At 72.0% G+C, this 22,909-nt stretch carries 23 protein-coding genes; 5 read left to right on the top strand and 18 right to left on the bottom strand.

The features are described from left to right. Positions 1-9 precede the first annotated feature (9 nt). The 5 genes from VJ976_RS11905 to VJ976_RS11885 form a co-directional block, all read right to left on the bottom strand. Complete coding sequence (locus VJ976_RS11905) at positions 10-1,326, bottom strand: nucleotide sugar dehydrogenase (protein WP_324100443.1); 1,317 nt, start codon at positions 1,324-1,326, stop codon at positions 10-12. Between the two features lie 102 nt (positions 1,327-1,428). Then, the gene (locus VJ976_RS11900) at positions 1,429-2,238 is read right to left on the bottom strand and encodes an ABC transporter permease subunit (RefSeq protein ID WP_324100442.1); all 810 of its coding nucleotides are present in this window, start codon (positions 2,236-2,238) and stop codon (positions 1,429-1,431) included. Then, the gene (locus VJ976_RS11895) at positions 2,235-3,134 is read right to left on the bottom strand and encodes an ABC transporter ATP-binding protein (RefSeq protein ID WP_324100441.1); all 900 of its coding nucleotides are present in this window, start codon (positions 3,132-3,134) and stop codon (positions 2,235-2,237) included. Before VJ976_RS11895 ends, VJ976_RS11900 begins: the two co-directional genes overlap by 4 nt. A gap of 97 nt (positions 3,135-3,231) precedes the next feature. Continuing rightward, positions 3,232-4,308, bottom strand: a complete 1,077-nt coding sequence (locus VJ976_RS11890) for a glycosyltransferase family A protein (RefSeq protein WP_324100440.1) — start codon at positions 4,306-4,308, stop codon at positions 3,232-3,234. Continuing rightward, positions 4,305-5,486 carry a glycosyltransferase family 4 protein gene (locus tag VJ976_RS11885; RefSeq protein WP_324100439.1) on the bottom strand — a complete coding sequence of 394 codons (1,182 nt, stop codon included), beginning with the start codon at positions 5,484-5,486 and terminating at the stop codon, positions 4,305-4,307. The genes VJ976_RS11890 and VJ976_RS11885 overlap by 4 nt, the downstream gene beginning before the upstream one ends. Before the next feature lie 86 nt (positions 5,487-5,572). Here VJ976_RS11885 and wecB point away from each other — a divergent pair, with 86 nt between their 5' ends. Both wecB and VJ976_RS11875 read left to right on the top strand, forming a co-directional pair. Continuing rightward, positions 5,573-6,628: a non-hydrolyzing UDP-N-acetylglucosamine 2-epimerase gene (gene wecB, locus VJ976_RS11880; RefSeq protein WP_324100438.1), complete on the top strand. Its 1,056-nt coding sequence runs from the start codon at positions 5,573-5,575 to the stop codon at positions 6,626-6,628. Positions 6,629-6,715: 87 nt separating this feature from the next. After that, positions 6,716-7,276 (top strand): sugar O-acetyltransferase, encoded by a 561-nt coding sequence (locus VJ976_RS11875; RefSeq protein WP_324100437.1) that lies wholly within the window; start codon positions 6,716-6,718, stop codon positions 7,274-7,276. Here the strand turns inward: VJ976_RS11875 and VJ976_RS11870 are convergent. The 6 genes from VJ976_RS11870 to VJ976_RS11845 form a co-directional block, all read right to left on the bottom strand. Continuing rightward, positions 7,247-8,440 (bottom strand): glycosyltransferase, encoded by a 1,194-nt coding sequence (locus VJ976_RS11870; protein ID WP_324100436.1) that lies wholly within the window; start codon positions 8,438-8,440, stop codon positions 7,247-7,249. The two genes, VJ976_RS11875 and VJ976_RS11870, sit on opposite strands and share 30 nt — an antisense overlap. After that, positions 8,437-9,837: a glycosyltransferase gene (locus VJ976_RS11865; RefSeq protein ID WP_324100435.1), complete on the bottom strand. Its 1,401-nt coding sequence runs from the start codon at positions 9,835-9,837 to the stop codon at positions 8,437-8,439. Before VJ976_RS11865 ends, VJ976_RS11870 begins: the two co-directional genes overlap by 4 nt. Further along, positions 9,827-11,638, bottom strand: coding sequence for an ABC transporter ATP-binding protein (locus VJ976_RS11860; RefSeq protein ID WP_324100434.1), 1,812 nt, complete (start codon positions 11,636-11,638; stop codon positions 9,827-9,829). The genes VJ976_RS11865 and VJ976_RS11860 overlap by 11 nt, the downstream gene beginning before the upstream one ends. A 39-nt stretch (positions 11,639-11,677) precedes the next feature. Then, the gene (locus tag VJ976_RS11855) at positions 11,678-12,259 is read right to left on the bottom strand and encodes a DUF1992 domain-containing protein (protein WP_324100433.1); all 582 of its coding nucleotides are present in this window, start codon (positions 12,257-12,259) and stop codon (positions 11,678-11,680) included. 79 nt (positions 12,260-12,338) lie between these two features. Then, complete coding sequence (locus VJ976_RS11850; RefSeq protein ID WP_324100432.1) at positions 12,339-13,367, bottom strand: hypothetical protein; 1,029 nt, start codon at positions 13,365-13,367, stop codon at positions 12,339-12,341. Next, positions 13,364-13,705, bottom strand: a complete 342-nt coding sequence (locus tag VJ976_RS11845) for a DUF2834 domain-containing protein (RefSeq protein ID WP_324100431.1) — start codon at positions 13,703-13,705, stop codon at positions 13,364-13,366. Before VJ976_RS11845 ends, VJ976_RS11850 begins: the two co-directional genes overlap by 4 nt. 67 nt (positions 13,706-13,772) lie before the next feature. Between VJ976_RS11845 and VJ976_RS11840 the strand changes: the two genes are divergently transcribed. Beyond that, a complete protein-coding gene (locus VJ976_RS11840; protein WP_324100430.1) occupies positions 13,773-14,459 on the top strand; it encodes a TetR/AcrR family transcriptional regulator in 687 nt (228 codons plus the stop codon). Here VJ976_RS11840 and VJ976_RS11835 read toward each other — a convergent pair. Genes VJ976_RS11835 through VJ976_RS11820 form a run of 4 tightly spaced genes read right to left on the bottom strand, consistent with a single transcriptional unit; the run spans position 14,443 to position 18,410 of the window. Next, complete coding sequence (locus VJ976_RS11835) at positions 14,443-15,666, bottom strand: glycosyltransferase (RefSeq protein WP_324100429.1); 1,224 nt, start codon at positions 15,664-15,666, stop codon at positions 14,443-14,445. The two genes, VJ976_RS11840 and VJ976_RS11835, sit on opposite strands and share 17 nt — an antisense overlap. Then, positions 15,663-16,694, bottom strand: a complete 1,032-nt coding sequence (locus VJ976_RS11830; protein WP_324100428.1) for a Gfo/Idh/MocA family oxidoreductase — start codon at positions 16,692-16,694, stop codon at positions 15,663-15,665. Before VJ976_RS11830 ends, VJ976_RS11835 begins: the two co-directional genes overlap by 4 nt. Beyond that, a complete protein-coding gene (locus VJ976_RS11825) occupies positions 16,691-17,806 on the bottom strand; it encodes a DegT/DnrJ/EryC1/StrS family aminotransferase (protein WP_324100427.1) in 1,116 nt (371 codons plus the stop codon). Before VJ976_RS11825 ends, VJ976_RS11830 begins: the two co-directional genes overlap by 4 nt. Continuing rightward, positions 17,799-18,410, bottom strand: a complete 612-nt coding sequence (locus VJ976_RS11820; protein WP_324100426.1) for an acyltransferase — start codon at positions 18,408-18,410, stop codon at positions 17,799-17,801. Before VJ976_RS11820 ends, VJ976_RS11825 begins: the two co-directional genes overlap by 8 nt. A gap of 52 nt (positions 18,411-18,462) precedes the next feature. On the opposite strand from VJ976_RS11820, the gene VJ976_RS11815 reads away from it, so the two are divergent. Continuing rightward, positions 18,463-19,146: a glycosyltransferase family 2 protein gene (locus VJ976_RS11815; protein ID WP_324100425.1), complete on the top strand. Its 684-nt coding sequence runs from the start codon at positions 18,463-18,465 to the stop codon at positions 19,144-19,146. A 55-nt stretch (positions 19,147-19,201) separates the two neighbouring features. Next, the gene (locus tag VJ976_RS11810; protein ID WP_324100424.1) at positions 19,202-19,564 is read left to right on the top strand and encodes a DUF2304 domain-containing protein; all 363 of its coding nucleotides are present in this window, start codon (positions 19,202-19,204) and stop codon (positions 19,562-19,564) included. A gap of 25 nt (positions 19,565-19,589) precedes the next feature. Here the strand turns inward: VJ976_RS11810 and VJ976_RS11805 are convergent, their stop codons facing one another. The 3 genes from VJ976_RS11805 to dxs all read right to left on the bottom strand — a co-directional run bounded on the left by VJ976_RS11805 (position 19,590) and on the right by dxs (position 22,863). Further along, a complete protein-coding gene (locus VJ976_RS11805) occupies positions 19,590-20,378 on the bottom strand; it encodes an inositol monophosphatase (protein WP_324100423.1) in 789 nt (262 codons plus the stop codon). A 116-nt stretch (positions 20,379-20,494) separates the two neighbouring features. Continuing rightward, on the bottom strand, positions 20,495-20,956 hold the full coding sequence (locus VJ976_RS11800; RefSeq protein ID WP_324100422.1) for a hypothetical protein: 462 nt from the start codon (positions 20,954-20,956) through the stop codon (positions 20,495-20,497). Beyond that, complete coding sequence (dxs, locus tag VJ976_RS11795) at positions 20,944-22,863, bottom strand: 1-deoxy-D-xylulose-5-phosphate synthase (protein WP_324100421.1); 1,920 nt, start codon at positions 22,861-22,863, stop codon at positions 20,944-20,946. The genes VJ976_RS11800 and dxs overlap by 13 nt, the downstream gene beginning before the upstream one ends. Between the last annotated feature and the right edge of the window lie 46 nt (positions 22,864-22,909).

Here is a 22,909-nt window from a genome sequence, read left to right as displayed (position 1 = left end):
CGGCGGCTCTCATCGGCCGGGGACGCCGGGCGTCTGGTCACCTCCGCCGATGGTGACCCTCGGAACGCCGCGGAAGGCCGCGGGGTCGGTCACGCCACGCCCGTCCAGGAGCAGCCGCAGCCCGGGCAGGTCGGCGGCGCGGAGACGGGCGTACTCGGCGTGGTCGGCCTGGACGACGGCCACGTCCACCTCCTCCCCCAGCCGGTAGGGCCGCCAGCCCAGCTCGGCCAGCTCTTCCGGTGCGTACAGCGGGTCGTGCACGCCGACCCGCGCTCCCCGGCGGTCCAGCGCAGCTACGGTGTCGAAGACGCCGGAGAATGCGGTCTCCTTCACTCCGCCGCGGTAGGCCGCGCCCAGCACGGCCACCCGCATCCCGTCCAGGGAACCGAGCAGCTGCGCCGCGCGTGCCACGGCGTACTCCGGCATGGCGGCGTTCTGCTCGCGCGCTGCACGGACGAGCGCAGCGTCCGGGTCGCCGGCCAGATAGAGCTGGGGGTAGACGGGGATGCAGTGGCCGCCGACCGCGATCCCCGGCCGGTGCAGGTGGCTGTAGGGCTGGGAGTTGCACGCCTCGATCACCCGGTCGACCTCGATGCCCGTGCGGTCGGCGAAGGTGGCGAACCGGTTGGCCAGCGCGATGTTCACGTCACGGTAGGTCGTCTCCGCCAGCTTGGCCAGCTCGGCCGCCTCCGCGCTGCCCATGTCCCACACTCCGTTGGGCCGGGGCAGGTCGTCGCGGGGATCGAAGCGGAGCGAGGAGCCGTAGAAGCGCCGGGCCACGTGAGCACCGGTCTCGCTCAGGCCGCCGACAAGCTTGGGGTAGCGCGCGAGGTCGGCGAACACCCGCCCGCTGAAGACCCGTTCGGGAGAGAACACCACGTGGACATCGGAGCCCTGGGTCAGCCCCGATTCGGCCTCGACCATGGGGGCGAAACGCCCGCGGGTCGTGCCTACCGGCACCGTCGTCTCGTAGGACACCAGGGCACCCGGGCGCAGATGCACGGCCAGGCTGCGGGTCGCCGCGTCCAGCGCGGTGAAGTCGGGGGCCGCGTCGGCGTCGACCACCAGAGGCACGACCACGACCACGACATCGGCGCCGGGGACCGCGCGGGCGTAGTCCGTGGTCGCGTGGAACCGGCCGTCGGCCCTGGCCTCGGCCAGACGTTCCGCCAGGTCGGCCTCCCCCGGGTAGGGACTGGCTCCCCCGTTCACCTGCTCTACCAGAGCCGCGTCGATGTCGACGCCGACCACGGTATGGCCGGCCGCAGCGAACTGCACGGCCAGCGGCAGCCCGACCTTGCCCAGCGCGACCACCGCGACCTTCATGTTGCTCCTTCGCCGGAATCGGGCCTCGTCGTGGGATGACGACGGGGACCGAGGATACGGGGCCTTCCTCGGTCCCCCTGGTCACAGGCCGCGGGTGAGGAACTACTTCACCTCGGATCGCAGGACGAACCGCAGCCCGATGGCCATCGGCACGAAGATCCAGATCAGCGACGTGACGCCCAGCTGGGCCCACATCTCGCCGGTCATCCCGTCCTCGTACAGGCGGGTCATCGCGAAGTTGACGTCCACCCACGGCTGCAGGTCGAGGAACCAGTCCTGGAAGGCCGCCAGGGTGCCGAAGACGCCGGGGAGCACCAGCGCGAACACGAAGTACCCCACGATGGCACCGGGTGAGCTGCGGATCACCACCCCGAGCATGAAGCCGATGGCCATCCCGAGGACGTTGGCCAGCAGGATGGTGGCGAACCGGGTCGCCGAGATGTCCCAGACCAGGTCGACGCCGGTGATCGCCGAGCCGACGACGTTGCCGAGGGCGCCCACCCCGAGAGCGACCAGCATCCCGGCCACCCCGACGATCAGCGCCGCGACGGCCTTGGCCCCGATGACACGGCCCCGCCGCGGGACGAGCGCGAAGGTGCTCAAGGCGGTGCGCTGGCTGTACTCGCCGGTCACCGACAGGATCGCGATGATCGGCAGGATGATCGACATGGGGATACCGACCGCCTGGGCGAACGCGTCGTAGGTGATGACCGGATCGGGCGCGAAGGCGATCACCGATGCGGTGGCGACGAGCGAGAGCAGGCCGACGGCGGCCATCAGCCAGAAGCCCGAGCGGGTGTCGAACATCTTCGTCAGCTCGACCCCGACCAGCCGCGTCAGCGGGATGGGCGCCCGGGGCCGGGTGGTCTCGCGGGTGGGCGGTGCGGTGGCGGTCTGCACGGTGGCGGTCATGCCGCTGCTCCTTCTCGGGCGGTCTCTGCGGTCAGGTCGAGGAACATCTCCTCCAGCCCCGCCCCGTCGGCGGTGCTCAGCTCGGTCAGTGCCACGCCGGCGCGCAGCGAGATCTGGCCCACGGTGGCGGGGTCGGCCTCGACCCGCAGCCCGTTCTCGCCCGACGGCGTCCACGCCACCCGGGCGTCGGCGAGGGCCGCGGCGAGATCGGGGCGCCGGGGCGTGCGCACGATCGTGCCGGCCCCGGCCAGGAGCTCGGCCTTGGTGCCCTGGGCCACGATCCGGCCTCGGCCGATCACCACCAGGTCGTCGGCGATGACCTCGATCTCGTGCAGCAGATGCGAGGAGAGCAGGACCGTGCCGCCCGCGTCGGCGAAGTCACGCAGCAGGTCGCGCATCCACCGGATACCGGCCGGGTCCAAGCCGTTGGCGGGCTCGTCCAGGATGAGGACCGACGGGTGGCCGAGCAGGGCGGCGGCGATCCCCAGCCGCTGGCGCATCCCGAGCGAGTAGTTGCGCACGCGACGCCCGGCCTCCTCATCGGTCAGGCTGACCCGCCGAAGCATCTGGTCCACGCTGTCGCGGGACAACCCCATGGTGCGCTGGACGATGGCGAGGATCTCCCGGCCGGAGCGTCCCGCGTGCTGCGCCGAGGCATCCAGGAGGACGCCCACCGCCCGCCCCGGATTCTCCATGTCCGTGAAGTGGCGACCGTTGATCCGCACGTCACCACCGGTGGGCTTGGTCAGCCCGACCATCATGCGCATCGCGGTGGACTTACCGGCGCCGTTGGGGCCGAGGAACCCGGTGACCCGTCCCGGAGCGGCGGTGAAGGACACGTCGTCGACAGCGGTGAAGCCGCCGTAGTTCTTGGTCAGGGACTCGATCTCGATCATGGTGTCCACTCTGGTGGGCCCGGCTCCGCCGCGATATCAGGGAGACCCCTGGCGCGAGCCCGATCCGACCCTGAGGCCACGATCGGGGTGCGGTCGCTCAGCGACTGGCCCACCACGACGCCGACATGAACCTCAAGGGCGCCTCCGGCTCCAGCATCGCCCCGAGACGCCCCGGCAGCAGAGTCTGCGGATGTCCGTGGCGACGTCGGGCACGGGCCCGCTCGAGAAGCGTGACCGCACTGACGTCGGAGGCGAGGATGGCGTCGATGAGTGCGTGGTCGGCGCGGGAGAGGGCGTCGCTCACCCCTGGCGCGGCGGCCAGCACATCGCGGCTCACCCGGGCCAGGGCCTCGCGCTGGGCGGCGCTCCACCAGGACGGGTCGGGGCGCCGCGAGACGGCGCCGAAGACATGGATCCGCAACAGCTTCGTCGCCACGGCGCGGCGCGTGCGCTGCGGGTAGGCAGCGAACCAGGCCTGGCCGAGCAGGTGGGTCACGAAACCGAGCTCCTCCTGGATCGGCCGGGCGGCGTAGGTGACGCGGTCAGCGGCGTCCTCCCCGATGACGTAGCCGGGCCCGCGCCCGTCCACGGCGACACGGCTCTCGCACCACAGACGGGTGACGTAGGCGACGTCCCCGCCGACGGGCATCCCCTCGGTCAGCGCGACGCCCAGCCGGGCCCGCGCCTGCGTCGAGACCAGACCCAGCGGCGCGCTGCGGTAGCTGAGGCGGTCGCGCACCGGGTCCACGAGCCGCGAGCGTCCCCGCGCGGGCCGGACGGGCGGGGTCGGCACACGACGCGCCGGTCGACCCAAGGCCAGGCGGGTCATCACGCAGTCCGCCCCGGACGCGCTGGCCAGCGCGAGCCATGAGTCGACCGCTCCGGCTTCCAGCCAGTCGTCCGAACCCAGCATCGACACGAAGTCACCCCGGGCGGCCGCGATCCCCGCGTTGAACGGCCCCGACGCGCTCGGCACCCCGTCGTGGTGCTCCAGCCAGGTGACCTGGCGTCGGTGCTCAGGCACAAGGCGGGCCGCGACCTCGTCGACCTCGATCCCGTGGCAGACGAGAGTCAGGCGGGTGCGCGCGGGGTTGCCCTGCACGACGCTGGCCACGGCTCGTGCCACCGGCCGGGATGCCGCGTGGACGGCAATCACCACGTCGACCGCGCTCATGCGCTCCCGGCCGCCCGCGTCGTCCTCGTCGTGGTCGTTGCGCTCTCCGTTCTCGCCGTTCTCGCTGCCAGGTCGTAGGCCTCGGCATACTGACCAGCCACGACACGAGGGGTGAACTGGTCACCGATGGTCGCGCTGACCTGCTCCGCGCTCATGCCCCGGCTGCGGGTGAGCACGTCGCCGACGGCGTCGGCGAAGGCTTCCGGATCCGCGGCGGACACACACCGGGCCACCCGGTCGTCCAGGTAGGCGACGTGCCCCCCGTTCGCCCCCACGACGACGGGGCGCCCGGCCAGCACGGCCTCGGCGCAGGCGACGAAGAAGTTCTCCCCGCGGGTCGGGCCGATGAAGACGTCCGCGTCACCGAGCTCGGACGCGACTGCGCGGGCGTCGGCGACGCCGACCAGGTCCACGAGGTCCGTGACGTCGCGCTCGGCGGCGCGCTGACGGATCTGCTGGGCCAGCGGCCCCTCCCCCACGAAGCGCAGCCTCGCGGGGGTCCCCCGGCGCACCAGCTCGCCCAGGGTGTCCACCGCGAGCAGGGGGTTCTTGCGCTCGATCAGGCCGCCGACGCTCACCAGGCGCAGCGGCTCACCTGGCTGGTCGCCGCGCCGCGACACCAGGGGGACGGGCCTCTCGGCGATACACGGCACGACCCTGGTGGGCCGGTCCCCCCGGATCCGGCGCACGGGCTCAACCAGGGACCCGGTCACGGCGGTGACCACGTCAGGACGACGCAACAAGGGCCGCAGCCCTGGCAGCGCGGCCCGCTGGGCCAGGGGGGCCAGCTGCGGCGAGCTGATCCCGGACCAGTGCTCGGTGTGCACCCAGGGCGAGCGCGGCCGCCACCAGGACAAGGCGAGCAACGTCGAGAAGGCCATCGTGTGGACCACGTCCGCACCGCGGCTCCACTGCGACAGCCGGTGCCCCGCGGCAGCGATCTGACGCGGGCTGGTGGTGCTCATGACCAGGCGCGTCACCGGGATCCCGTGTGGAGTGTCGTCTTCGCCCGACAGTCCATCTCGACCCCGAGGGCGCAGCTGGCCGGGTGGCACGAGGTGCACCACCGCCACCTCGTGCCCGGCGTCCGCCAGAGCCCGCGCATCGCGCAGCACGAAGGAACCGAGATGCGGGCGAGCTCGTGTCGGCAGCCACGTCGTCACGGCGAGCACGCGCATACCTCGTACGCTACTGGCATGGCAGCGTCGTGCGGGGGGAGCGCGACCGCCTCGGCGCGGGTGAACACGCTGCGGCATCCACGGTGGTGAGGCTCCTCAGCGTCGTCGGGGCCCGACCACAGTTCGTCAAGCTGGCGCCAGTGGCAGCGGAGTGTGCGCGGCGGAAGATCGACCACGTGATCGTGCACACCGGACAGCACTACGAGACGGCGCTGTCGGAGGTGTTCTTCACCGACCTCGGCATCGAGGACGCGCACGTCCACCTGTCGGTGGGCAGTGGCACCCACGGCGCACAGACCGCTGCCATCCTGGAACGACTCGAGCCGGTGCTGACCCAGCGCAGACCGGACTGGGTGATGGTGTACGGCGATACCAACTCCACCCTGGCCGGGGCCCTGACGGCGGTGAAGCTGCGGCTGCCGGTCGCCCACCTCGAGGCGGGGCTGCGCTCGTTCAACCGCGCGATGCCCGAAGAGCCCAACCGCGTGCTGACCGACCATGCGGCCGACCTGTTGCTGGCCCCGACCACCACGGCGATGCAACATCTCGCCGCCGAGGGACTCGGTTCGCGGTCGCGGCTCGTGGGTGACGTCATGGTCGACGTCCTGCACCGCCAGCGCGCCAGCCTGGGCCACGCGGACGCGGTGCTCGCACGGCTGCACGTGGTCGGGGGTACCTACTCGGTGGCGACCATCCACCGGGCCGAGAACACGGACGACCCCGTGCGACTGGAGGCGATCGTCGCGACCCTGGCCCGCCTCGGTCACCGTGTGGTGCTGCTGGTGCACCCACGGCTGCGTGACCGGGCCGCCGAGCACGGCGTCCGACTGGACCGTGGCGCTCTGCGCAGTCACGACCCCCTCGCCTACGCCGAGCTCGTGGCCCTGGTGGACCGCGCGCGTGGCGTCATCACCGACTCGGGGGGCCTGCAGAAGGAGGCTTTCGTGCTCGGCGTACCCTGCACGACGGTGCGGCGTGAGACCGAGTGGGTCGAGACCCTGGAGAACGGCTGGAACGTCCTGGTCGAGCCGGGGGCAGAGCTCGTCTCCGCGGCGTCCCGCCCGCGCCCCGAGCCCACCAGCGCCGCGCCCTACGGCACCGGCCGCGCCGCCGCGGCCGCCCTGGACGCCCTCGGCTGCTGACCGCGAGGGGCGGGTGGCTCGGTCTCGTGGAGCTGCTCGGCCCGGGTCCGGTCTCGAGGTGCTCGCGCACGGCCCTACTGTGGCGTTGTGGAAGCGCAGAGCATGTGGGAGCGGATGTTGGCCGGCGAGCCCTATGTCGCCGACGACCCGGACCTGGCGCGGGCGTCCGCGCGGGCGCATCGCCTGACGCACCGGCTCAACACGATGGACCCGACGCAGCACGAGGCAGTCCGGGCCGTTCTCGTCGAGCTGCTGGGGGCGTTCGGGGACGGCAGCGAGATCCGTCCGCCCCTGCACTGCGACTACGGGTTCCGGACGACGATCGGGGCACGCACGTTCGTGAACTGGGGCTTCGTCCTGGTGGACGTCGCGCGGGTGAGGATCGGGGACGACGTCCAGATCGGCCCCGGTGTGCAGATCCTGACCGCGACCCATCCGCTGGAGCCAGAGCCTCGCCGCCAGAAGTGGGAGGCATCACAGCCGGTCACCATCGGCGACAACGTGTGGCTCGGGGGCGGCGTCATCGTCAATCCCGGGGTCGGCATCGGTGCCGACACGGTGGTCGGGGCGGGCTCGGTCGTGACCCGCGACCTGCCCTCGGGCGTCGTGGCCGTGGGATCACCGGCGCGGGTGATCCGCGAGCTGTGAGGCGCCGTCGAGCGCCCCGCGGCGCCGCGTCCGCGCCCGGGGGCGGCCCTTGACGATCGCCTCGAGGTCATCGCGCCAGCCCGTGATCTGCTGCTCTGCACTGAGCGGCTCCGCCGCTGCATGGCTGGCTTGCTTGTAGCGCAAGACCTGCTCGTCGCTCAGCCCTTCGAGGGTGGCCGCCAAAGAGGCGGCCTCGAAGTCCGGCAGCACCACACCACACCCGTGTCGGTGCACGAGTCGGGCCATCTCCGGGCTCGGCCCCACCACCACCGCCAGCCTTGCCTGGACGAAGTCGAAGAGCTTGTTCGGAAGGGTATAGCGGTAGTTGAACGTCACCGGCGGCAGCACGAAGAGCCCGACGTCCGCCTGGGCCAACCGCGCGTTGAGCTGCGACGGCGCCACCGGGTCGCGCCAGCGCACCTGCGGCAGGTCAGCGCTGGCCGTTCGCAGCTCGGCCAGGTAGGCGGGGTCGTTGGGCATGAGGTAGAGGTCGAGGGTGACCGGGCGACGCGTGAGCCGGACGGCGTCGAGCATGACCTCCAGCGACCTACTGCGGCGGGCGAGCCCGGAGTGGACCAGCCGCAGCGGGTTTGCGACCGGTTCTGGGGCACGGTCGGCGTAGGGCGCGGCATTGGGCACCACCCGGGGGTCGAGGCCGAACTCGTTGCGGTAGGCGAACGCCAGGGCCTCGCCCACCGCGCTCACCGAGGCGGCACGGGTCACCCAGGTGCGCAGGATCCAGGCGTGGAACGGAGCGACGAAGCGACGCCACCGCCAGGAGTCCTCGTTCTGCCGCGTCGCGTACTCGTGCAGGTCGACGTGTACGCCGCGGGCCCCGAGAGTCATGGCCAGCGGCACGGTCTGGACGTCGTTGGCGAGCACGGCGTCCCAGCGCCCCGGGGTGAGCAGCCGGCGCGCCGCCGCCACCACGGGCGCCCGGTCGTAGGCGGCTTGCCACCGTCGCGCGACGAGCAGCGCCCGGTTGGTCCGCCAGGCCACGATGTCGTCGGGCAGGCGCAGATGCTCGACCACCCCGGCCGGTCGTGGCCCGTAGCCCAGGGTGGTGACGTCGAAGTCCTGCGCGAGAAGACCGACCTGACGCAGCACGCGGGCGTCACTGGCCAGCGGACTGAACGCGAGGACGAGCAGGCGAGGGCGCCTCACGGCCCGAGCACCCGGCTGTAGAGGCCGAGCAGGCGACGCGCTTCGCCGGCCCAGCTGATCTCGTGCGAGGCCGAGGCGGCCGCCCGGCGGTAGGGCTCGGGGCGCTCCAGGACGGCAGCGATGACCTCGGCCAGACGCGAGGGGCTGGACACGTCGACGACCTCACCGACCCCGTACCGGCGCACCAGCGACGCAAGGTCCGGCAGGTCGGCAGCGACCACCGGGACCCCCGCGTGGATGGACTCGAACACCTTGTTGGGCAGGCTGAAGCGGTAGCTGAGACAGACCGGGCGCACGATGACCACGGAGACGTCGGCGGTGGACAGCACCGCGGGGACGTCCCCTGGCTGCACCGCCGCCACGACGTGGATCCGTCGCTGCAGCCCGAGCTCGGCAGCGTGGGCGTGCAGCGTCGCCAGGTAGTCGGGTTCCCCGTAGCCCAGCAGCACCAGATGCACGCGCGAGGGCAGCAGGGCCAGCGCAGCCAGCGTCTCCTCCAGCCCGCGGGCCGTTGTCATCCGTCCGGCGTAGGCCACCACCTGCGCGTCGGCACCCAGGCCGGCTCGGTCCCGCAGCGAGACCGGCGCCTCGGCCTCGCCCTCGTCCTCGACCCCGCCCCGATGCACCCTCGCGGCAGTGAGCGGCGCGTTGCGGACCAGGGCCGGCTCCACAGGCAGCCGGTAGCGCCGCCGGAGCCAGGTGGCGATGGACGGGCTGACGGTGATCACACCATCGGCCCACCGCACACCAGCCCACTCGATCGCGGCCTCGACCCACGGCGCGACAGGTCGGTCGGGTCGCACGTTGCGGCGCAGCCACAGCTCGTGGGAGTCGTAGACGACCTTCGCTCCCGTGACGGCGGACAGAGCCATGGCCGGGGCCAGCGTGTTGCCGTCGCAGGCGTGGACGACGTGCGGCCGGTACGAGGCGGCGGACCGGAAAGCGTGCCACCAGTAGAGCGCCAGGCTCAGGGTCCGGTACGCCCGGAGCCACAGGTCCTGCACGATCCCCGGGGCCGGCGGTGGGCCGGGGGCCGGGCCCGTCGACGGCACGGGCCACGGAGCCGGCGGTGTCGCTGACGGCGCGTCGGCGAGTTCGGGCTGCGCGCGCCGACCGGTGACCAGGCGGGCCAGGCGCAGCAGGGCGGGAGCGGAGCGGGCGAGCTCGAACTCCGGGGCCCGCCGCACGGGGACTCCGTCGCCGACGACGCCCGGCCCCGGCGGATAGCCGGCCCGAGACCGGGCGACCGCGAAGATGCTCACCTGCGCTCCGGCCGCCCGCAGGCTGACCGCGGTCTTGAGCACGCGAGAGTCGTGAGCGGCGTGGTTGTACACCAGCACCGCCACCCGGGGCTCCTGCCCGGCCACGCGCGGCAAGGCGACCGGTTCAGCGGTCACGACCACGGTCCCCGGAGGGCCCGAGCCCGGCCAGCGCGGCCTGCTCGGCGAAGTCCGGCTCCGCGGCCACGACCTCATCGAAGCTCCCCCGCGCCACCAGGCGCCCCCGGCGCATGAAGCACACGAGGTCGCTGTGGCGAATGGTCGCGAGGCGGTGCGCGACGACGACGACCGTGACCTCGCCGTGCAGCTCGCGGATGGCGGCCCCGACGGCGGCCTCGGTGCTGGTGTCCAGGGAGGACGTCGCCTCGTCCATGACGAGAACCCATGGATCGGCATAGAGCGCCCGGGCCACGCCGAGCCGCTGCCGTTGTCCCCCCGACAGGCGCAGGCCACGTTCGCCCACGGCTCCGTGGATGCCGCCCGGGCGAGCCTCGATGGTCTCGAGCAGCTGAGCACGCCGCAAGGCCTCCCGCACCCGGTCCTCGTCGATGTCGTCGTCGCGCCAGCTCAGGGCGACGTTGCGAGCGACCGAGGCGTCGAACAGCGAGACCTCCTGGGGCACGTACCCGACCTGCCGACGCCAGCCGTGGACACGGTCGGCCAGCGTCGTGGTGCCGACGAGCACCTGGCCGGAGTCGGGCTCCAGCAGCCCGAGCAGAACGTCGACGAGGGTGGACTTGCCCGCACCCGACGGGCCGACCAGCGCCACGGTCTGCCCGAACGGGAGCTCCATCGATACCTCGTCCACCGCTGGGCGGTCGGCCCCGGGGTAGGTGAAGCTCACCGCCTCCAAGCGCAGCGACGCGGCGTCGTCGGGCCAGCCGTGCTCGTCGCCGGCCTGCGAGGGCGCGGGGTAGCGCTGACCCCGCTGGATCTCGTCCAGCACCTGCTGCGCGAACGGCACGTTCGCGCCCGTGGTCGCCATGATGGTCTGGAAGCGGGTCAGCGAGGGAATGATCCGGAAACCCGCCACGGCGAAGAGCGCCAGTGCGGCCAGAGCACCGGCCAGGCCGTCCTGGAGGTAGCCGATGCCGGCCCCGATGCCCAGCCCGCCGATGAGCGCCGCCTCCAGGACATAGCGGGGGATGGCGCCGAGGAAGGACTGGTCGGCTCGTGCTCGAGAAGCCCGGGTCCGCACGCCGAGGACCACCTCGGCCACCTCGTCCGCCTTCTCCCGCAGCGTGATCTCTTTGAGCGAGTGCACCATCTCACTCACCAACCGCACGGACTGGGTGGAGTAGGCACGGTTGTCCCGGCCGGCCTGCACGGCCCGGCGCAGCACCCACCGGTAGAGCACCAGCCCCACCAGGCCGAAGTAGACCAGTCCCGCCAAGGCCAGCAGCGGCTGTGCGGCCACCAGCACGATCATGACGGCGGCGAAGGTGAAGACCTCACCCGAGAGCTGGGCAAACGGGATGAGCACCCCGCTCACCGTGGCCCCGACACCGACGTCGGTGGAGCGGACCAGGTCGGTGGAGTTGCGCTGCAGGCGCTCGGTCCACGGGGCCCGGAAGGTCGTCTGCAGCAGGTGCGCCCCCAGCGCCTGCTCGAACCGGGCGAAGCGGCGGGTTGCCCACCACTGCAGGGCGATGGCCAGCACGCTCTTGGCGATGATGAGCAGGCCGACGGCCAGCACGACCCCGCGGAAGTCGGCCGGTTCGCTCAGGGTGCCCAGGAGCGGGACATCCACCGGGGCTGCGGTCAGCATCGGGGTCGCCACCAGGGCCAACAGGCCCAGGGCCGCCACATCGAGGGCGGCCAGAGCGCTCTGCAACACCGCGAAGGTCAGGATGAAACGGCGCGCTCCGGTCGGCAGGACCGCGAGCAGGTCGCGGACCGTGCGCAGGAGCAGCAGCATGCTGCCGAGCCTAATCTCGCGCTGCTCCGGATGACGCCCCTACGAGCCGGGGAACCAGGCCCGACCGATCCGTCGTCGCCTGCGCCGCCGGCGGCCCGCGGAGGCCGGTGCGGCCGGCTCGACGGGCGGCTCCGCGTCGTCCGCCGGCAGGGTCGCCTCCCGTTCATCACGCAGGACGCGCCAGCGCTGCACCATCTCCTCCACGTCGACCCGTCCCGCGACCACCGGGGAGGCCTGCGTGGCCACGGGTCGGCGGCGGTCAGCCAGAACGCGTTCGTTGAAGTCCTCGAGCGCCGCTCGCACGGCATCCTCATCCGCGATGTCGGCCAGGGCCTCGGGGTAGGTGGCGCGCTCCCGCCGCAGGGCCATCGGGCCGGGGAGGGCGGCCGACAGGTCGACCTTCTCGCGCTGGAGCATCTGACGCACCCACCAGTCCGGGTCGTGCGGCCGGTCCAGCGAGGCGAGCGGCTCGCCCGCCCCCGGTAGAGCATCGAAGTCGCCGCGACGCTGCGCCTGGCGGATCGTGTGCTCGACCCACGTCTCGATCTGCTCGGCGGTGGCCGCCGGCTCGTCCTTCGAGCCCCGGCGGGTAGGCCCGCGCTCCTCGGACGTGCCTGCCATCGCTCCTCACCTCCTACCGCCACCTGCTGCCGGCCTCACCCCACCCTGGCATGCCGCGACGGACATCCAGCCCCCCTCTTCACGATCGCTGCTCGCGGCCGGCCGCGCCCGTAACGGTCGGGGTTGACGCGGACCCGTCCTCGATCCGAGGTTCTACTTCGGCTGCCACCGCGAGGGACCTCGTCGCTCGGTGACGTCGACCGTGTCGCAGCACGGCCCCTGCCGCGCTCGCCGGAAGCGCCACGGTCACAGCCAGCATCGCCATCGTCACCAGGTCGGGGGCGGTGACCGGCTGAGCCCGCAGCGCCTGCGTCAGCACCGTCAGGAAGAGCCCACCGTAGGCGGCAGCCGAGAGCCACACCACCCGCCGCTGTTCGCGGTCGCTCAGACCGACCAAGCCGCGACGGCCCAGCCACAGCACCAACAGCCCGACCGCAGGCAGGACCTGCAACGAGTGCAGGCCGACGAAGTGCGCTACCCGTAGGTCACCGAACTCGGTGGACCACCCCAGCAGGGGCAGCCCCACGCCACCGTCGGACCCTCCGACGGCGTGCGCTCCGAGCATGGTGCTGCCCGACTCGATCTGCTCGGGGCGGGGGCTGGTCATCGTGTAGGCGCTCACTGCGCCGATGAGCATCATCGGCACCGCGAGGGTGACCGCCAGCCCCACCGGGCCCTGCAGGCGGTGGCGGGCCAACATCACGCCGGCGACCAGCGCCACGACGCTGAAGATGCCGACGCCCGCGCCCATCAGGGTGAACATGAGCCCGTCGAAGGCCGTGGCGAAGTTGAAGTGCGAGGCCACTCCCCGCGAGGCCTGCAGGGTGATGATGACGATCTCGGCGATCATCGACCATCCCACGACCTCGAGACAGATGCGCAGCACGCGCCCTCGCGGCACGAGGTGGTAGATCCAGAGCAGGGCCGGTGCGAAGGCCAGGAAGGACAGGGCGAACTTGAGCGGCTTGTTCCACACGGGGGCGCCGGCGACGACCGTGCTGTCCACCGCCGACATGAACAGCGCGAGCACCACGACGCCGACGTTGAGGAAGAAGAGCAGTGTGACCGCGGGGCTGACCGCCCACCCGGCCCGCACCAGCGTCCTCACGACGACACCGACGTAGACGTGTGATGAGCGGCGGCGCGGTCCAGATGCCACTGCCGCCACGCGAGGAAGAGGGGGAAGGTGAACGCGATGGCCACCAGGAACGACAGGGCGACCAAGGCCCAGGCGCCCCACGGGCTCATCCGCTCACGGCGCGCCTCGACGACGATGAAGGCGCACGCAGCGATCGCCACCACGATCAGGTCCACGGCGGCCGAGGTCGAGGCTGCTGTGGCGAACCACCCGTCCAGATAGTCCTCACCTGCCCGAGCCGACGCGATGTTGAAGTACCAGGTGCCTCCCGCTCCGGCGAGGGCGAGGCCGAGATAGACGATCGCCATGGCGTCCTCCTGTAGTCGGCTGTGGTTAACACTGTTCACCCACGACTGTAGGTTAACATTGTTCACCATGCAAGAGTCGCGGCCACCCCTCACCACGGAGCGCATCGTCGCCGGATGCCGGACCCTCCTGGTCGAAGGAGGGGCGGAGGCCCTGGTGGTGCGGGAGGTCGCCCGGCGCCTGCAGGTCTCGGCCGCCGCGCTCTACAAGCACGCAGCGGGTCGCGACGACCTGCTCACCCTGCTCATCGCCCACTGTCAGGAGGAGGTGGCCGAGGTGTGCGCGGATGCCCGCGACGCCTGCCCGCCCGACGACGCACCGGCGCAGCTGCGCGCGGCGACCGTAGCGTTCCGGCGATGGGCCCTGGATCATCCGCAGGAGTTCCACCTGCTGTACGGCCGGCCGGTGGTGGGTTACGAAGCCCCCGCCGACGGCCCGACCACCCGCAGCGCCCGGCGGTTCGGCGACGTGTTCGCTGGCATCTACGCCCAGCTGCTCCGCGACGGGCGTCTGCGCCTGCCTGACACCGAGGAGCTCCCTCCTGGCTTCACCGGCGCGCCGGCCCACGATCCGGTCCCCCAGGATGCCGGGCTGCCACCGGCTGCGGTCTACCAGTTCGCCAAGGGGTTCCAGCGGATGCTGGGGCTGGTCAGCGTGGAAGTGTCCGGCCATCTGGCGTGGGCGATGACGGACTCCGAAGGCTTCGCCATCCATGAGCTGCGACAGCTCACCGACGAGCTCATCGTGCCGGTCTAGCCGCCTCGAGCACGACGCGCGCCGCATGCCGGGCGCTCGCGTCCAGCGAGCGACGAGCGGCCACCCACTCGACGCGCCGCTCCGCTGCCTCCGCGTCCGGAGCGGCCTCCAGCGTGGCCACCATCGCGTCGGCGACGGCGCCCACGTCGTACGGCACCACCGTGCCGAGACGGTGCTCGGTCAGGTCGGCCGCTGCGGGCCCCGGCCCGGCGTACACCACGGGAGTGCCGCAAGCGAGGGCCGCGAGCACCTTCGTCGGGTAGGCGAAGTCGTAGTCAACGCCCGGTCGCACACTCGCCAGCGCGGCGGCGGCAGCGCGATGCCAAGCCGCAGCGACCGGGGGCTCCACCAGCGGGCGGAGCTCCACCGCACCTCGAGGCAGCTGCCCGGCCAGGCGCCGCAGACGAGACCAGGCGCTGCCGTGGCCGAGAAAGACCAGACTGGCCGCCGGGTGGCGTCGCAGGACCTGGTGCATCGCCTCGATGAAGATCTCGGCTCCTTGCCACTCCGAGGCCGTGCCCGCGTACAGCAAGAACGGCCTCGGCGGCATGTCCGCGGGATCGTGCACGCGCTGGTCGGCGTGCGACTCCTCAGAGCCGGGACGGAAGACCCGTACGTCGACACCGTTGGGCACCACGTGCACCGACCGCGCCCCGAGTGCGCGCACGCGCTCGGCGACCCCCTCGGAGACCGCGATGACCTCCTGCGCCCCCGCGAGCGCGAACCGCTCCGCCAGTCGCAGCACGGTCACGACCTGGCGTGGAGCCTTCGTGGCGGCACTGGCGTCGGACCACACGTCGGCGGCGTAGTAGACGTAGGGGATGCGGTGGCGCTGCCGCCGGCCGCGCAGAGCCAGCACGGCGCGCACCACCGCGCCGGTCGTCGGCGGTGGTTCGACGACGACCACCTCTGGGCTCGCCACAGCCAGTATCCGCAGGGTCAGCGGCAGGTCGAAGCTGAGGTAGGGCAGGTAGCCCCGGACGTATCCGGAGCGGTCGCGCAGCACCGGCCATCGCCGGACGGTGGCCGAGTTCGCGACAGGCTCACTCACGCCGGTCGCGGCGGGGCGGGTGGTCAGGACGGTGACCCGAGCACCGCGCTCCTGCAGCGCGCCGACCAGCGCCCTTAGGCGGAAGGCGGCCGCGGCCTGGTCGGGCGGATAGATGCGCGTGGCGAGCACCACGCGCGGCCCCCCCGTGGCACTCATCGCGTAGCGTCGAGATGGACGGCCCGGTCGTTCTCCGCCCCGTGCAACAGGGCCTCGACCACCTCCAGCGTCCGCACGCCCTCGGCCATCGAGACCACCAGTGACGCGGCGGAACTCCGGCCCCACAATGCGTCGCGGAAGTGCTCCTGCTCCACCCGCAGCGGCTCGCGACGAGCGAGGGCGTAGCGGGTCGAGTTGCCCTCGGAGACCCCGCGAAACGTGGAGACCTGGTCCCAGTCCGAGGAGACGTCGCCGTTGGCGTGGAAGGTCAGGTCCCCGGTGAGCATGTCCGCCACCAGCGCCCCCCGCTCCCCCGTGGCCACCGTGCTGCGCGCCTTCATCGGCGACAGCCAGTTGACGGTGTGGCCGACGATGATGCCGTTGGCCAGTCGGCCGGTCGCGACCATCATGTCCTCGTGCTCGCGGCCCGAGCGATGGGTCACCTGCCCGGAGATCACCGCATAGGGGCTCTGGGCGATCCAGGAGGTCAGGTCGATGTCGTGCGTGGCCAGGTCCTTGACCACACCCACGTCGGCGATGCGGGCGGGGAACGGGCCCTGGCGTGAGGTGACGATCTGGTAGACCTCCCCCAGCGCGCCGTCGGCGATGCGTCGTCGCATCTCCAGCAAGGCGGGGTTGCACCGCTCCACGTAGCCGACGCACCCGAGCAGGTCCGAGGCGGTGAAGGCCTCCGCGATCCGTCGACCCGCGGCCGCCGTCGCCGCGACCGGCTTCTCCACCATGACGTGGACACCGGCCTCCGCCAGCTCCAGAGCCACCTCCTCGTGCAGGTGGGTGGGGACGGCCACCATGGCGGCCTCGACCCCCGCGGCGACCAGGCCAGCGGTATCGGGCACGATGCTCACCCCCTCCGCCGCGGCGTAGGTGTCGCCGTAGGGGTCGGCCACGGCCACCAGATCCAGGCCGTCGACCTCCTGGATCACCCGTGCGTGATGTCGCCCCATCGTCCCCAGCCCGGCCAGCCCCATCCGGATCGGGCGCGCGGCCGTGAGGCGCCGGGTACTCATCCGGCCCCCGCCACCACGCGGTTCAACGCCGTCGCGACCCGGTCGCGGTCGCCGTCGCTGAGCGAGGGGTGCACCGGCAGCGAGATGACCTCGGCCGTCGCTCTCGCGGTCCGCGGGAGCTCCTCCTCGGGGGCGAAGCGACGCAGCGCCGGGAGCTCGTGACACGGCGTCGGGTAGTACACACGGGCGGCGACGCCGTACTCCTCCTCCAGCGCCCGCACCACCCGGTCGCGCTCCGCGGCCAGCGCACCGGCGAGCCGGACGGTGTACTGGTGGTAGACGTGTCTGTGCCCTGGCCGCACCGTCGGCACGACCACACCACGGAGGTGGCGGTCGAAGAACGCGGCGTTCGCGCGCCGTTGCGCCGTCCACCCGTGGACCCGAGCCAGCTGCACGCGCCCGATGGCGGCATGCAGGTCGCTCATCCGGTTGTTCAGCCCGACCACCTCGTGCGCGTAGGCGTGGTCCATGCCCTGGTTGCGAAGTCTGCGCACCGCCTGCGACAACGTCCCCGTGGCGCACGCCACCATGCCCCCTTCCCCGGCGGTCATGTTCTTCGTGGGGTAGAGGCTGAAGGTGCCGCAGGCCCCGAACGTCCCCACCGGCGCACCGTGGTACTGCGCGCCGTGAGCCTGTGCAGCGTCCTCCAGCAGCACTGCTCCCACCTGCTGCGCGAGCACCGCCAGGGGCTCGAGATCCGCCGGCTGGCCGTACAGGTGCACGGGCAGGATCGCCTTCGTCCGCGACGTGAGGCGCTCGGCCACCGAACCGGGGTCGAGGGTGAAGGTCTGAGCCTCGATGTCGGCGAAGACCGGGCTCGCTCCGGTCAGGGCCACCGCGTTGGCCGTCGCGGCGAAGGTGAAGGAGGGGACGATGACCTCGTCGCCCGACCCCACCCCGGCGGCCAGCAGGCTGAGGTGCAGCCCGGAGGTCCCCGAGTTCACCGCGACACACTCCCGCCCCGCGACCAGCTCGGCGGAGAACTCGGACTCGAAGGCGGCCACCTCCGGGCCCTGGCTCAACGTCCCCGAGCGCAGCACGCGGTCCACCGCCGCGCGCTCGTCCTGCCCGATGATGGGCCGGGCGGCGGGGATCGGGACCTGCTCACCCATCGACGTCCGGCGCCATACCGTGCTCGTGCTCGCGGAACCTCGCTCCGGAGACGGGGCAGCGCCACACCTGCCCGTGCTCGCGCCGCAACGGAACTCCTTCCGGCCCGACCCAGCCGACCTGTCGGGCGGGCACCCCCACCACCAGACCGTACGCCGGCACGTCCCGGGTCACGACAGCGCCGGCGGCGACGGTGGCCCAGGCGCCGATGCGCACCGGGGCCACGCAGACCGCGCGAGCCCCGATCGACGCGCCCTGCTCGATGACGACCCCCACGGCGCGCCAGTCCTGCGCTGTACGTGACCGGCCATCGGGATGGACGGCGCGCGGGTACTCGTCGTTGGTCAACACGGCGCCGGGCCCGACGAAGACGCCGTCGGCCAGCTCGGCCGGCTCGTAGACCAAGGCGTAGTTCTGCAGCTTGCAGCCTCGACCGAGCCGGACGCCGGGCCCGACGTAGGCCCCGCGACCGACCACGCACTCCACCCCGACGACGGCCTCCTCGCGCACCTGCGCCAGATGCCAGATGGTGCTGCCCGACCCGATCCGGGCGGTCGTGTCCACGTCGGCGCTGGGCAGCACCCGCACGTCTGGGTCGGCGGCCATCAGGCGATCTCTCCTCGCGGGCTCGGCTGCTGGGGTGGGCCAGAATGCCCGTATGACTGTATCGCCCACCAGCGACGATGCGGTCCTCGTCGTGCCCGTCTTCAACGAGGCGGCGGTCATCGCCGAGGTGGTCACCGCGGCGCGGGCCGCGTTCGCCGTCGTGGTGTGCGTCGACGACGGCTCCACCGACGGCTCCGCGGCGCTGGCGCAGGCAGCCGGCGCCACGGTGGTCCGACACCCGTTCAACCTCGGCCAGGGGGCCGCGTTGCAGACCGGAGTGCGCTATGTGCTCGACGCGACACCGGCGGCCTACCTGGTGACGTTCGACGCCGACGGTCAGCATCAGGTCGCCGACGCCGTCGCGATGGCGCGCCACGCTCGCCAGCACGAGCTGGCCGTCGTCTTCGGCTCGCGCTTCCTGGACGACCGCACCCGCCCGGGGGGGCTGCGCCGGCTGCTGCTCAAGAGCGCGGTGTGGCTGACCAACCAGCAGACCGGGATGCGGCTCTCCGACGCGCACAACGGGCTGCGGGTGATCCGCCGGGACGCGGCGATGCGCCTGGACCTGCGAGCGAACCGGATGGCGCACGCCACCGAGATCGTGCTGCAGCTCGGACGGACGCGGCTGCCCTGGCAGGAGTACCCCGTGCACGTGCTCTACACCGACTACTCTCGAGCCAAGGGTCAGTCGCTGATGAACGCGGTCAACGTTCTGCTCGACTCGATCTTGAAGTGAGTCTCGAACGAGTCCGGACGTCCAGCGACACGAGCAGAAGGGGAAGAACGCGACGATGCTGGACCAGCCCCTGATCAAGCTCATCCTCGTGGTCGCGATCATCGGCGTCACCGTGATGTTGAACCGCTCCACCGCCGGAGCCCGGCATGAGGCCGTACGCCGGTTGATGCTGGTCGCGTTCGTCGTGCTGGCTCTGGTCGCGGTGCTCTTCCCGCCGTTCCTGACCTCGGTCGCCCAGGCCGTGGGGGTCGGGCGAGGCGCCGACCTGCTGCTGTACGGACTGACGGTCACGTTCCTGGGCTACGTGGCCGCCAGCTACCGCCGGCTGCGCCAGATGGAGCACCAGGTCACGGTGCTGGCACGCGAGGTGGCCCTGCAGCACCCCCGACCCCCTCGAGACGGGTCCGAGGACGGCTGAGACCCCCCGGCCCCCGGCGCGCGGCTCACCTTCGCGGCAGGGCTCCCAGCTCGGCCAGAACCCGCTCGTACGTCGCCCGGTCGCCCGCGACCACCAGGCCGGCCTCGGCACGCCGTGGGTCGTAGGGCGAGCCGTCGAAGGTGCCGACGTGTCCACCCGCCTCGGTCGTCAACAATGTGCCCGGCGCGTGGTCCCAGGGGTTGGTGCCGCTGTACAGCGCCACGTCGGCATGACCGTCGATGAGGTGGGGATAGTCGACGCCGCAGCAGACCCATGTGAGCTCGATCGGCCCGATGTCCCCCAGCATCCGGCCCAGCCAGTCACGCCGTGCACTCACCGCCCGGACGCGACTCGGGTCGGCGCTGACCGGCGGACGCACCATCCGCCGGCCGTTGTTGAAGGCGCCCGCTCCTCGCTCGGCCACGCAGGACCGCTGGTGCTGCGGCTGGTGGATCCACGACCGCACGCACTGGCCCCCACGCAGCTCGGCCACCATCACCGCGTGGTCCGGGGATCCGTGCACGAAGTTCTTGGTGCCGTCCACCGGGTCGATGGTGAAAGCGTGGTCAGCGGACGCGTAGGCCCGAGCGACACCCGGGTCGAGGGCGCTGGCCTCCTCCCCGAGGATGACGGCCTCGGGGTAGGCAGCACGCAGCCGGGCGGTGATGACCGCCTCGGCCTCACGGTCGGCCACGGTGACGAGATCCCCCGGCGCCTTCTCCTGCACCTGCGCCTCCTCCAGGGCGCGGAAGCGGGGGGTGACGAGGGTGTCAGCCACCTCCTGCAGCAGGCAGAGCACATCCTCGGTGTCCACGACCCCACCCTTTCATCGAACAGCGCCGGCGCCGACCAGGCTCAGCCGGAGAAAGATCGCAGAGCCCTCACCGGCACTGCCGCTGCACAGCCCCCGCTCGGCACCCGGGCGTCTCCTCAACCCCAGACTGAGGTGGCGCCGCTGTGCCCGGCGAGGAAGTCGACCGCAAGAGCCGCAACGGCGACCCCGGCAGCCAGCACGCTGACGACGACGCGGGTCGGCGTCGCGGACAGCCACGACACGCGCCCACCCAGCCGAGGGGACACGACGAACCAGTAGACGACGGTCGTCACCCCCAGCACGATCGCCACCACACCGGCCCAACCGCCCCAATGTGTGTGGTCGGCCAAGGCTCCGACCGGCTCTGCGTTTCCCAGCAGGTTCTCCCCGGCCATCTTCGTCACCCAGGTCGTGACGGCGGTGACCACGCCGAGCAACGGCAGGCCCCACCCGAGCCACCGTCGTAGCGGCGGCACGAGAATGCTGCCGAGCAGGGCCATCCCGTTGGCGGCCAGCAGCACCACGGCGGCGTGCACCATCAGAGGGTGCAGTGGCAGGCCGTCGATCATCCACTCCATCGTTCTTCTTCCCCGAGGTCAGTGCACCGGCTGCGGTACCGAGAGACGAGCGACGTGGCGATGCTGTCCGGGGTGAGGCCGACCCGCTCGAGCACCTGCCCCCGCGAGCCGTGGTCGAGGAACTCCTGGCGCACCCCGTAGCTCCAGACCGGCACCGTCGGCCCCTCACTGGAGGCCACCGCGTACGAGACTGCCGCCGCGACCCCACTGCCGACCACGTTGTCCTCGATGACCGCCACACATCCGGCCCTGCGGGTCTGCGCCACCAGGTCGGTCGAGACCGGCAGAACCCATTTGGGGTCCAGGACCCGTACCGTGAACCCGTCGGCTCGGACCTTCTCGGCCACCTCGATCGCCATCGGCGCCATGGCCCCGACCGAGACCAGCAGCACGTCGCAGGCGCGGTCGGCCGGCTCGTCCTCGCTGAGCACGTCGACGTCGCCGTCCACCCGCACCGCGGGAAGCGCCGCCGGGCTCCCGCCCTTGGGGAAACGGATCACCGTTGGTCCGTCGTCGATGTCCACGGCCTCGCGCAGGGCACGGGCGACCTGCTCCCCGTCCCGGGGAGCGGTCAGCCGCAGGCCGGGCACGATCGCGGCCACCGACATGTCCCACATACCGTTGTGGCTCGGGCCGTCCGAGCCGGTGATCCCGGCCCGGTCCAGCACGAAGGTGACTCCCTGCCGGTGCAGCGCGCAGTCCAGCAGCAGCTGGTCGAAGGCGCGGTTGAGGAAGGTCGCGTAGACCGCGACCACGGGATGCAGGCCAGCAAAAGACAGACCGGAGGCCATCGTCACGGCGTGCTGCTCGGCGATGCCGACGTCGAAGACGCGCTCGGGGAAGCGGTCCGCGAACCCGGCCAGGCCCACCGGGATGAGCATCGACGCCGTGAGGGCCACCACGTCCTCGCGCTGCTCGCCCAGCGCCATCAGCGCATCACTGAACTCATCGGTCCAGCTGCGCCCCGAGACCTCGATCGGTAGCCCGGTCTCAGGGTTGATCACCCCGACGGCGTGGAACCGGTCGGCCTCGTGCACGGTGGCCGGCTGGTAGCCGTGACCCTTCTCGGTCAGAGCGTGCACCAGCACCACCCCGCCGTAGTCGCGGGCCCGGCGCAGCGCCGTCTCCATCGCATCGAGGTCGTGACCATCGACGGGGCCGAGGTACTTCAGCCCGAGGTCCTCGAACATGCCCTGCGGACTGACGATGTCCTTGATGCCCTTCTTGACCCCGTGCAGGGCGCCGTACATGTGCTGTCCCACGACGGGCGTGCGGCTGATGTTCCGCTTCCCCCAGTCGAGCACGTTCTCATAGCTCCGGGTCGCCCGGAGTGAGGCCAGGTAGTCCGCCATGCCGCCGAGGGTCGGCGCGTAGGAGCGCTCGTTGTCGTTCACGACGATGACCAGAGGCAGGTCGGGGTCGGCGGCGATGTTGTTCAGCGCCTCCCACGCCATCCCACCGGTCAGCGCACCGTCTCCGATGACCGCCACGGTATGCCGGTGCCGTTCGCCGCGCAGTCGGCGGCCGGTGGCGATGCCGATCGCCCAGGACAGCGAGGTCGAGGCGTGCGAGTTCTCCACGACGTCGTGCGCCGACTCGGCCCGGCTCGGGTACCCCGACAGGCCTCCCTGCTTGCGCAGATCGGAGAAGTCGTGGCGTCCCGTCAGCAGCTTGTGCACGTACGACTGATGACCGGTGTCGAACACGATGGTGTCCCGGGGGGAGTCGAAGACCCGGTGCAGGGCCATGGTCAGCTCGACGACACCCAGGTTCGGGCCGAGATGTCCCCCGGTGCGCGACACCGACGCGACGAGGTAACGGCGAATCTCACCGGCGAGCCTGCCGAGGTCGTTGCCTCGCAGCGCCTTGAGGTCGGCGGGGCCGTTGATCGTGCTGAGCAGTCCCACGACGTGCGCACCCTTTCGACATCGACGTAACACGAGTGTACGTATC

Origin of the sequence: Ornithinimicrobium sp. (assembly GCF_035267225.1) — a bacterium.
Lineage (GTDB): Bacteria > Actinomycetota > Actinomycetes > Actinomycetales > Dermatophilaceae > Ornithinicoccus.
Note: the sequence above shows the minus strand (reverse complement) of the source record. Positions and strands in the feature narration are given on the sequence as shown.

What these genes read in the sequence shown, in the direction of transcription:
- VJ976_RS11905 (WP_324100443.1), bottom strand. Translation starts at nt 1,326, where the DNA reads ATGAAGGTCGCGGTGGTCGCGCTGGGCAAGGTCGGGCTGCCGCTGGCC.
- VJ976_RS11900 (WP_324100442.1), bottom strand. Translation starts at nt 2,238, where the DNA reads ATGACCGCCACCGTGCAGACCGCCACCGCACCGCCCACCCGCGAGACC.
- VJ976_RS11895 (WP_324100441.1), bottom strand. Translation starts at nt 3,134, where the DNA reads ATGATCGAGATCGAGTCCCTGACCAAGAACTACGGCGGCTTCACCGCT.
- VJ976_RS11890 (WP_324100440.1), bottom strand. Translation starts at nt 4,308, where the DNA reads ATGAGCGCGGTCGACGTGGTGATTGCCGTCCACGCGGCATCCCGGCCG.
- VJ976_RS11885 (WP_324100439.1), bottom strand. Translation starts at nt 5,486, where the DNA reads ATGCGCGTGCTCGCCGTGACGACGTGGCTGCCGACACGAGCTCGCCCG.
- VJ976_RS11860 (WP_324100434.1), bottom strand. Translation starts at nt 11,638, where the DNA reads ATGCTGCTGCTCCTGCGCACGGTCCGCGACCTGCTCGCGGTCCTGCCG.
- VJ976_RS11855 (WP_324100433.1), bottom strand. Translation starts at nt 12,259, where the DNA reads ATGGCAGGCACGTCCGAGGAGCGCGGGCCTACCCGCCGGGGCTCGAAG.
- VJ976_RS11845 (WP_324100431.1), bottom strand. Translation starts at nt 13,705, where the DNA reads ATGGCGATCGTCTATCTCGGCCTCGCCCTCGCCGGAGCGGGAGGCACC.
- VJ976_RS11840 (WP_324100430.1), top strand. Translation starts at nt 13,773, where the DNA reads ATGCAAGAGTCGCGGCCACCCCTCACCACGGAGCGCATCGTCGCCGGA.
- VJ976_RS11835 (WP_324100429.1), bottom strand. Translation starts at nt 15,666, where the DNA reads ATGAGTGCCACGGGGGGGCCGCGCGTGGTGCTCGCCACGCGCATCTAT.
- VJ976_RS11830 (WP_324100428.1), bottom strand. Translation starts at nt 16,694, where the DNA reads ATGAGTACCCGGCGCCTCACGGCCGCGCGCCCGATCCGGATGGGGCTG.
- VJ976_RS11825 (WP_324100427.1), bottom strand. Translation starts at nt 17,806, where the DNA reads ATGGGTGAGCAGGTCCCGATCCCCGCCGCCCGGCCCATCATCGGGCAG.
- VJ976_RS11820 (WP_324100426.1), bottom strand. Translation starts at nt 18,410, where the DNA reads ATGGCCGCCGACCCAGACGTGCGGGTGCTGCCCAGCGCCGACGTGGAC.
- VJ976_RS11815 (WP_324100425.1), top strand. Translation starts at nt 18,463, where the DNA reads ATGACTGTATCGCCCACCAGCGACGATGCGGTCCTCGTCGTGCCCGTC.
- VJ976_RS11810 (WP_324100424.1), top strand. Translation starts at nt 19,202, where the DNA reads ATGCTGGACCAGCCCCTGATCAAGCTCATCCTCGTGGTCGCGATCATC.
- VJ976_RS11800 (WP_324100422.1), bottom strand. Translation starts at nt 20,956, where the DNA reads ATGGAGTGGATGATCGACGGCCTGCCACTGCACCCTCTGATGGTGCAC.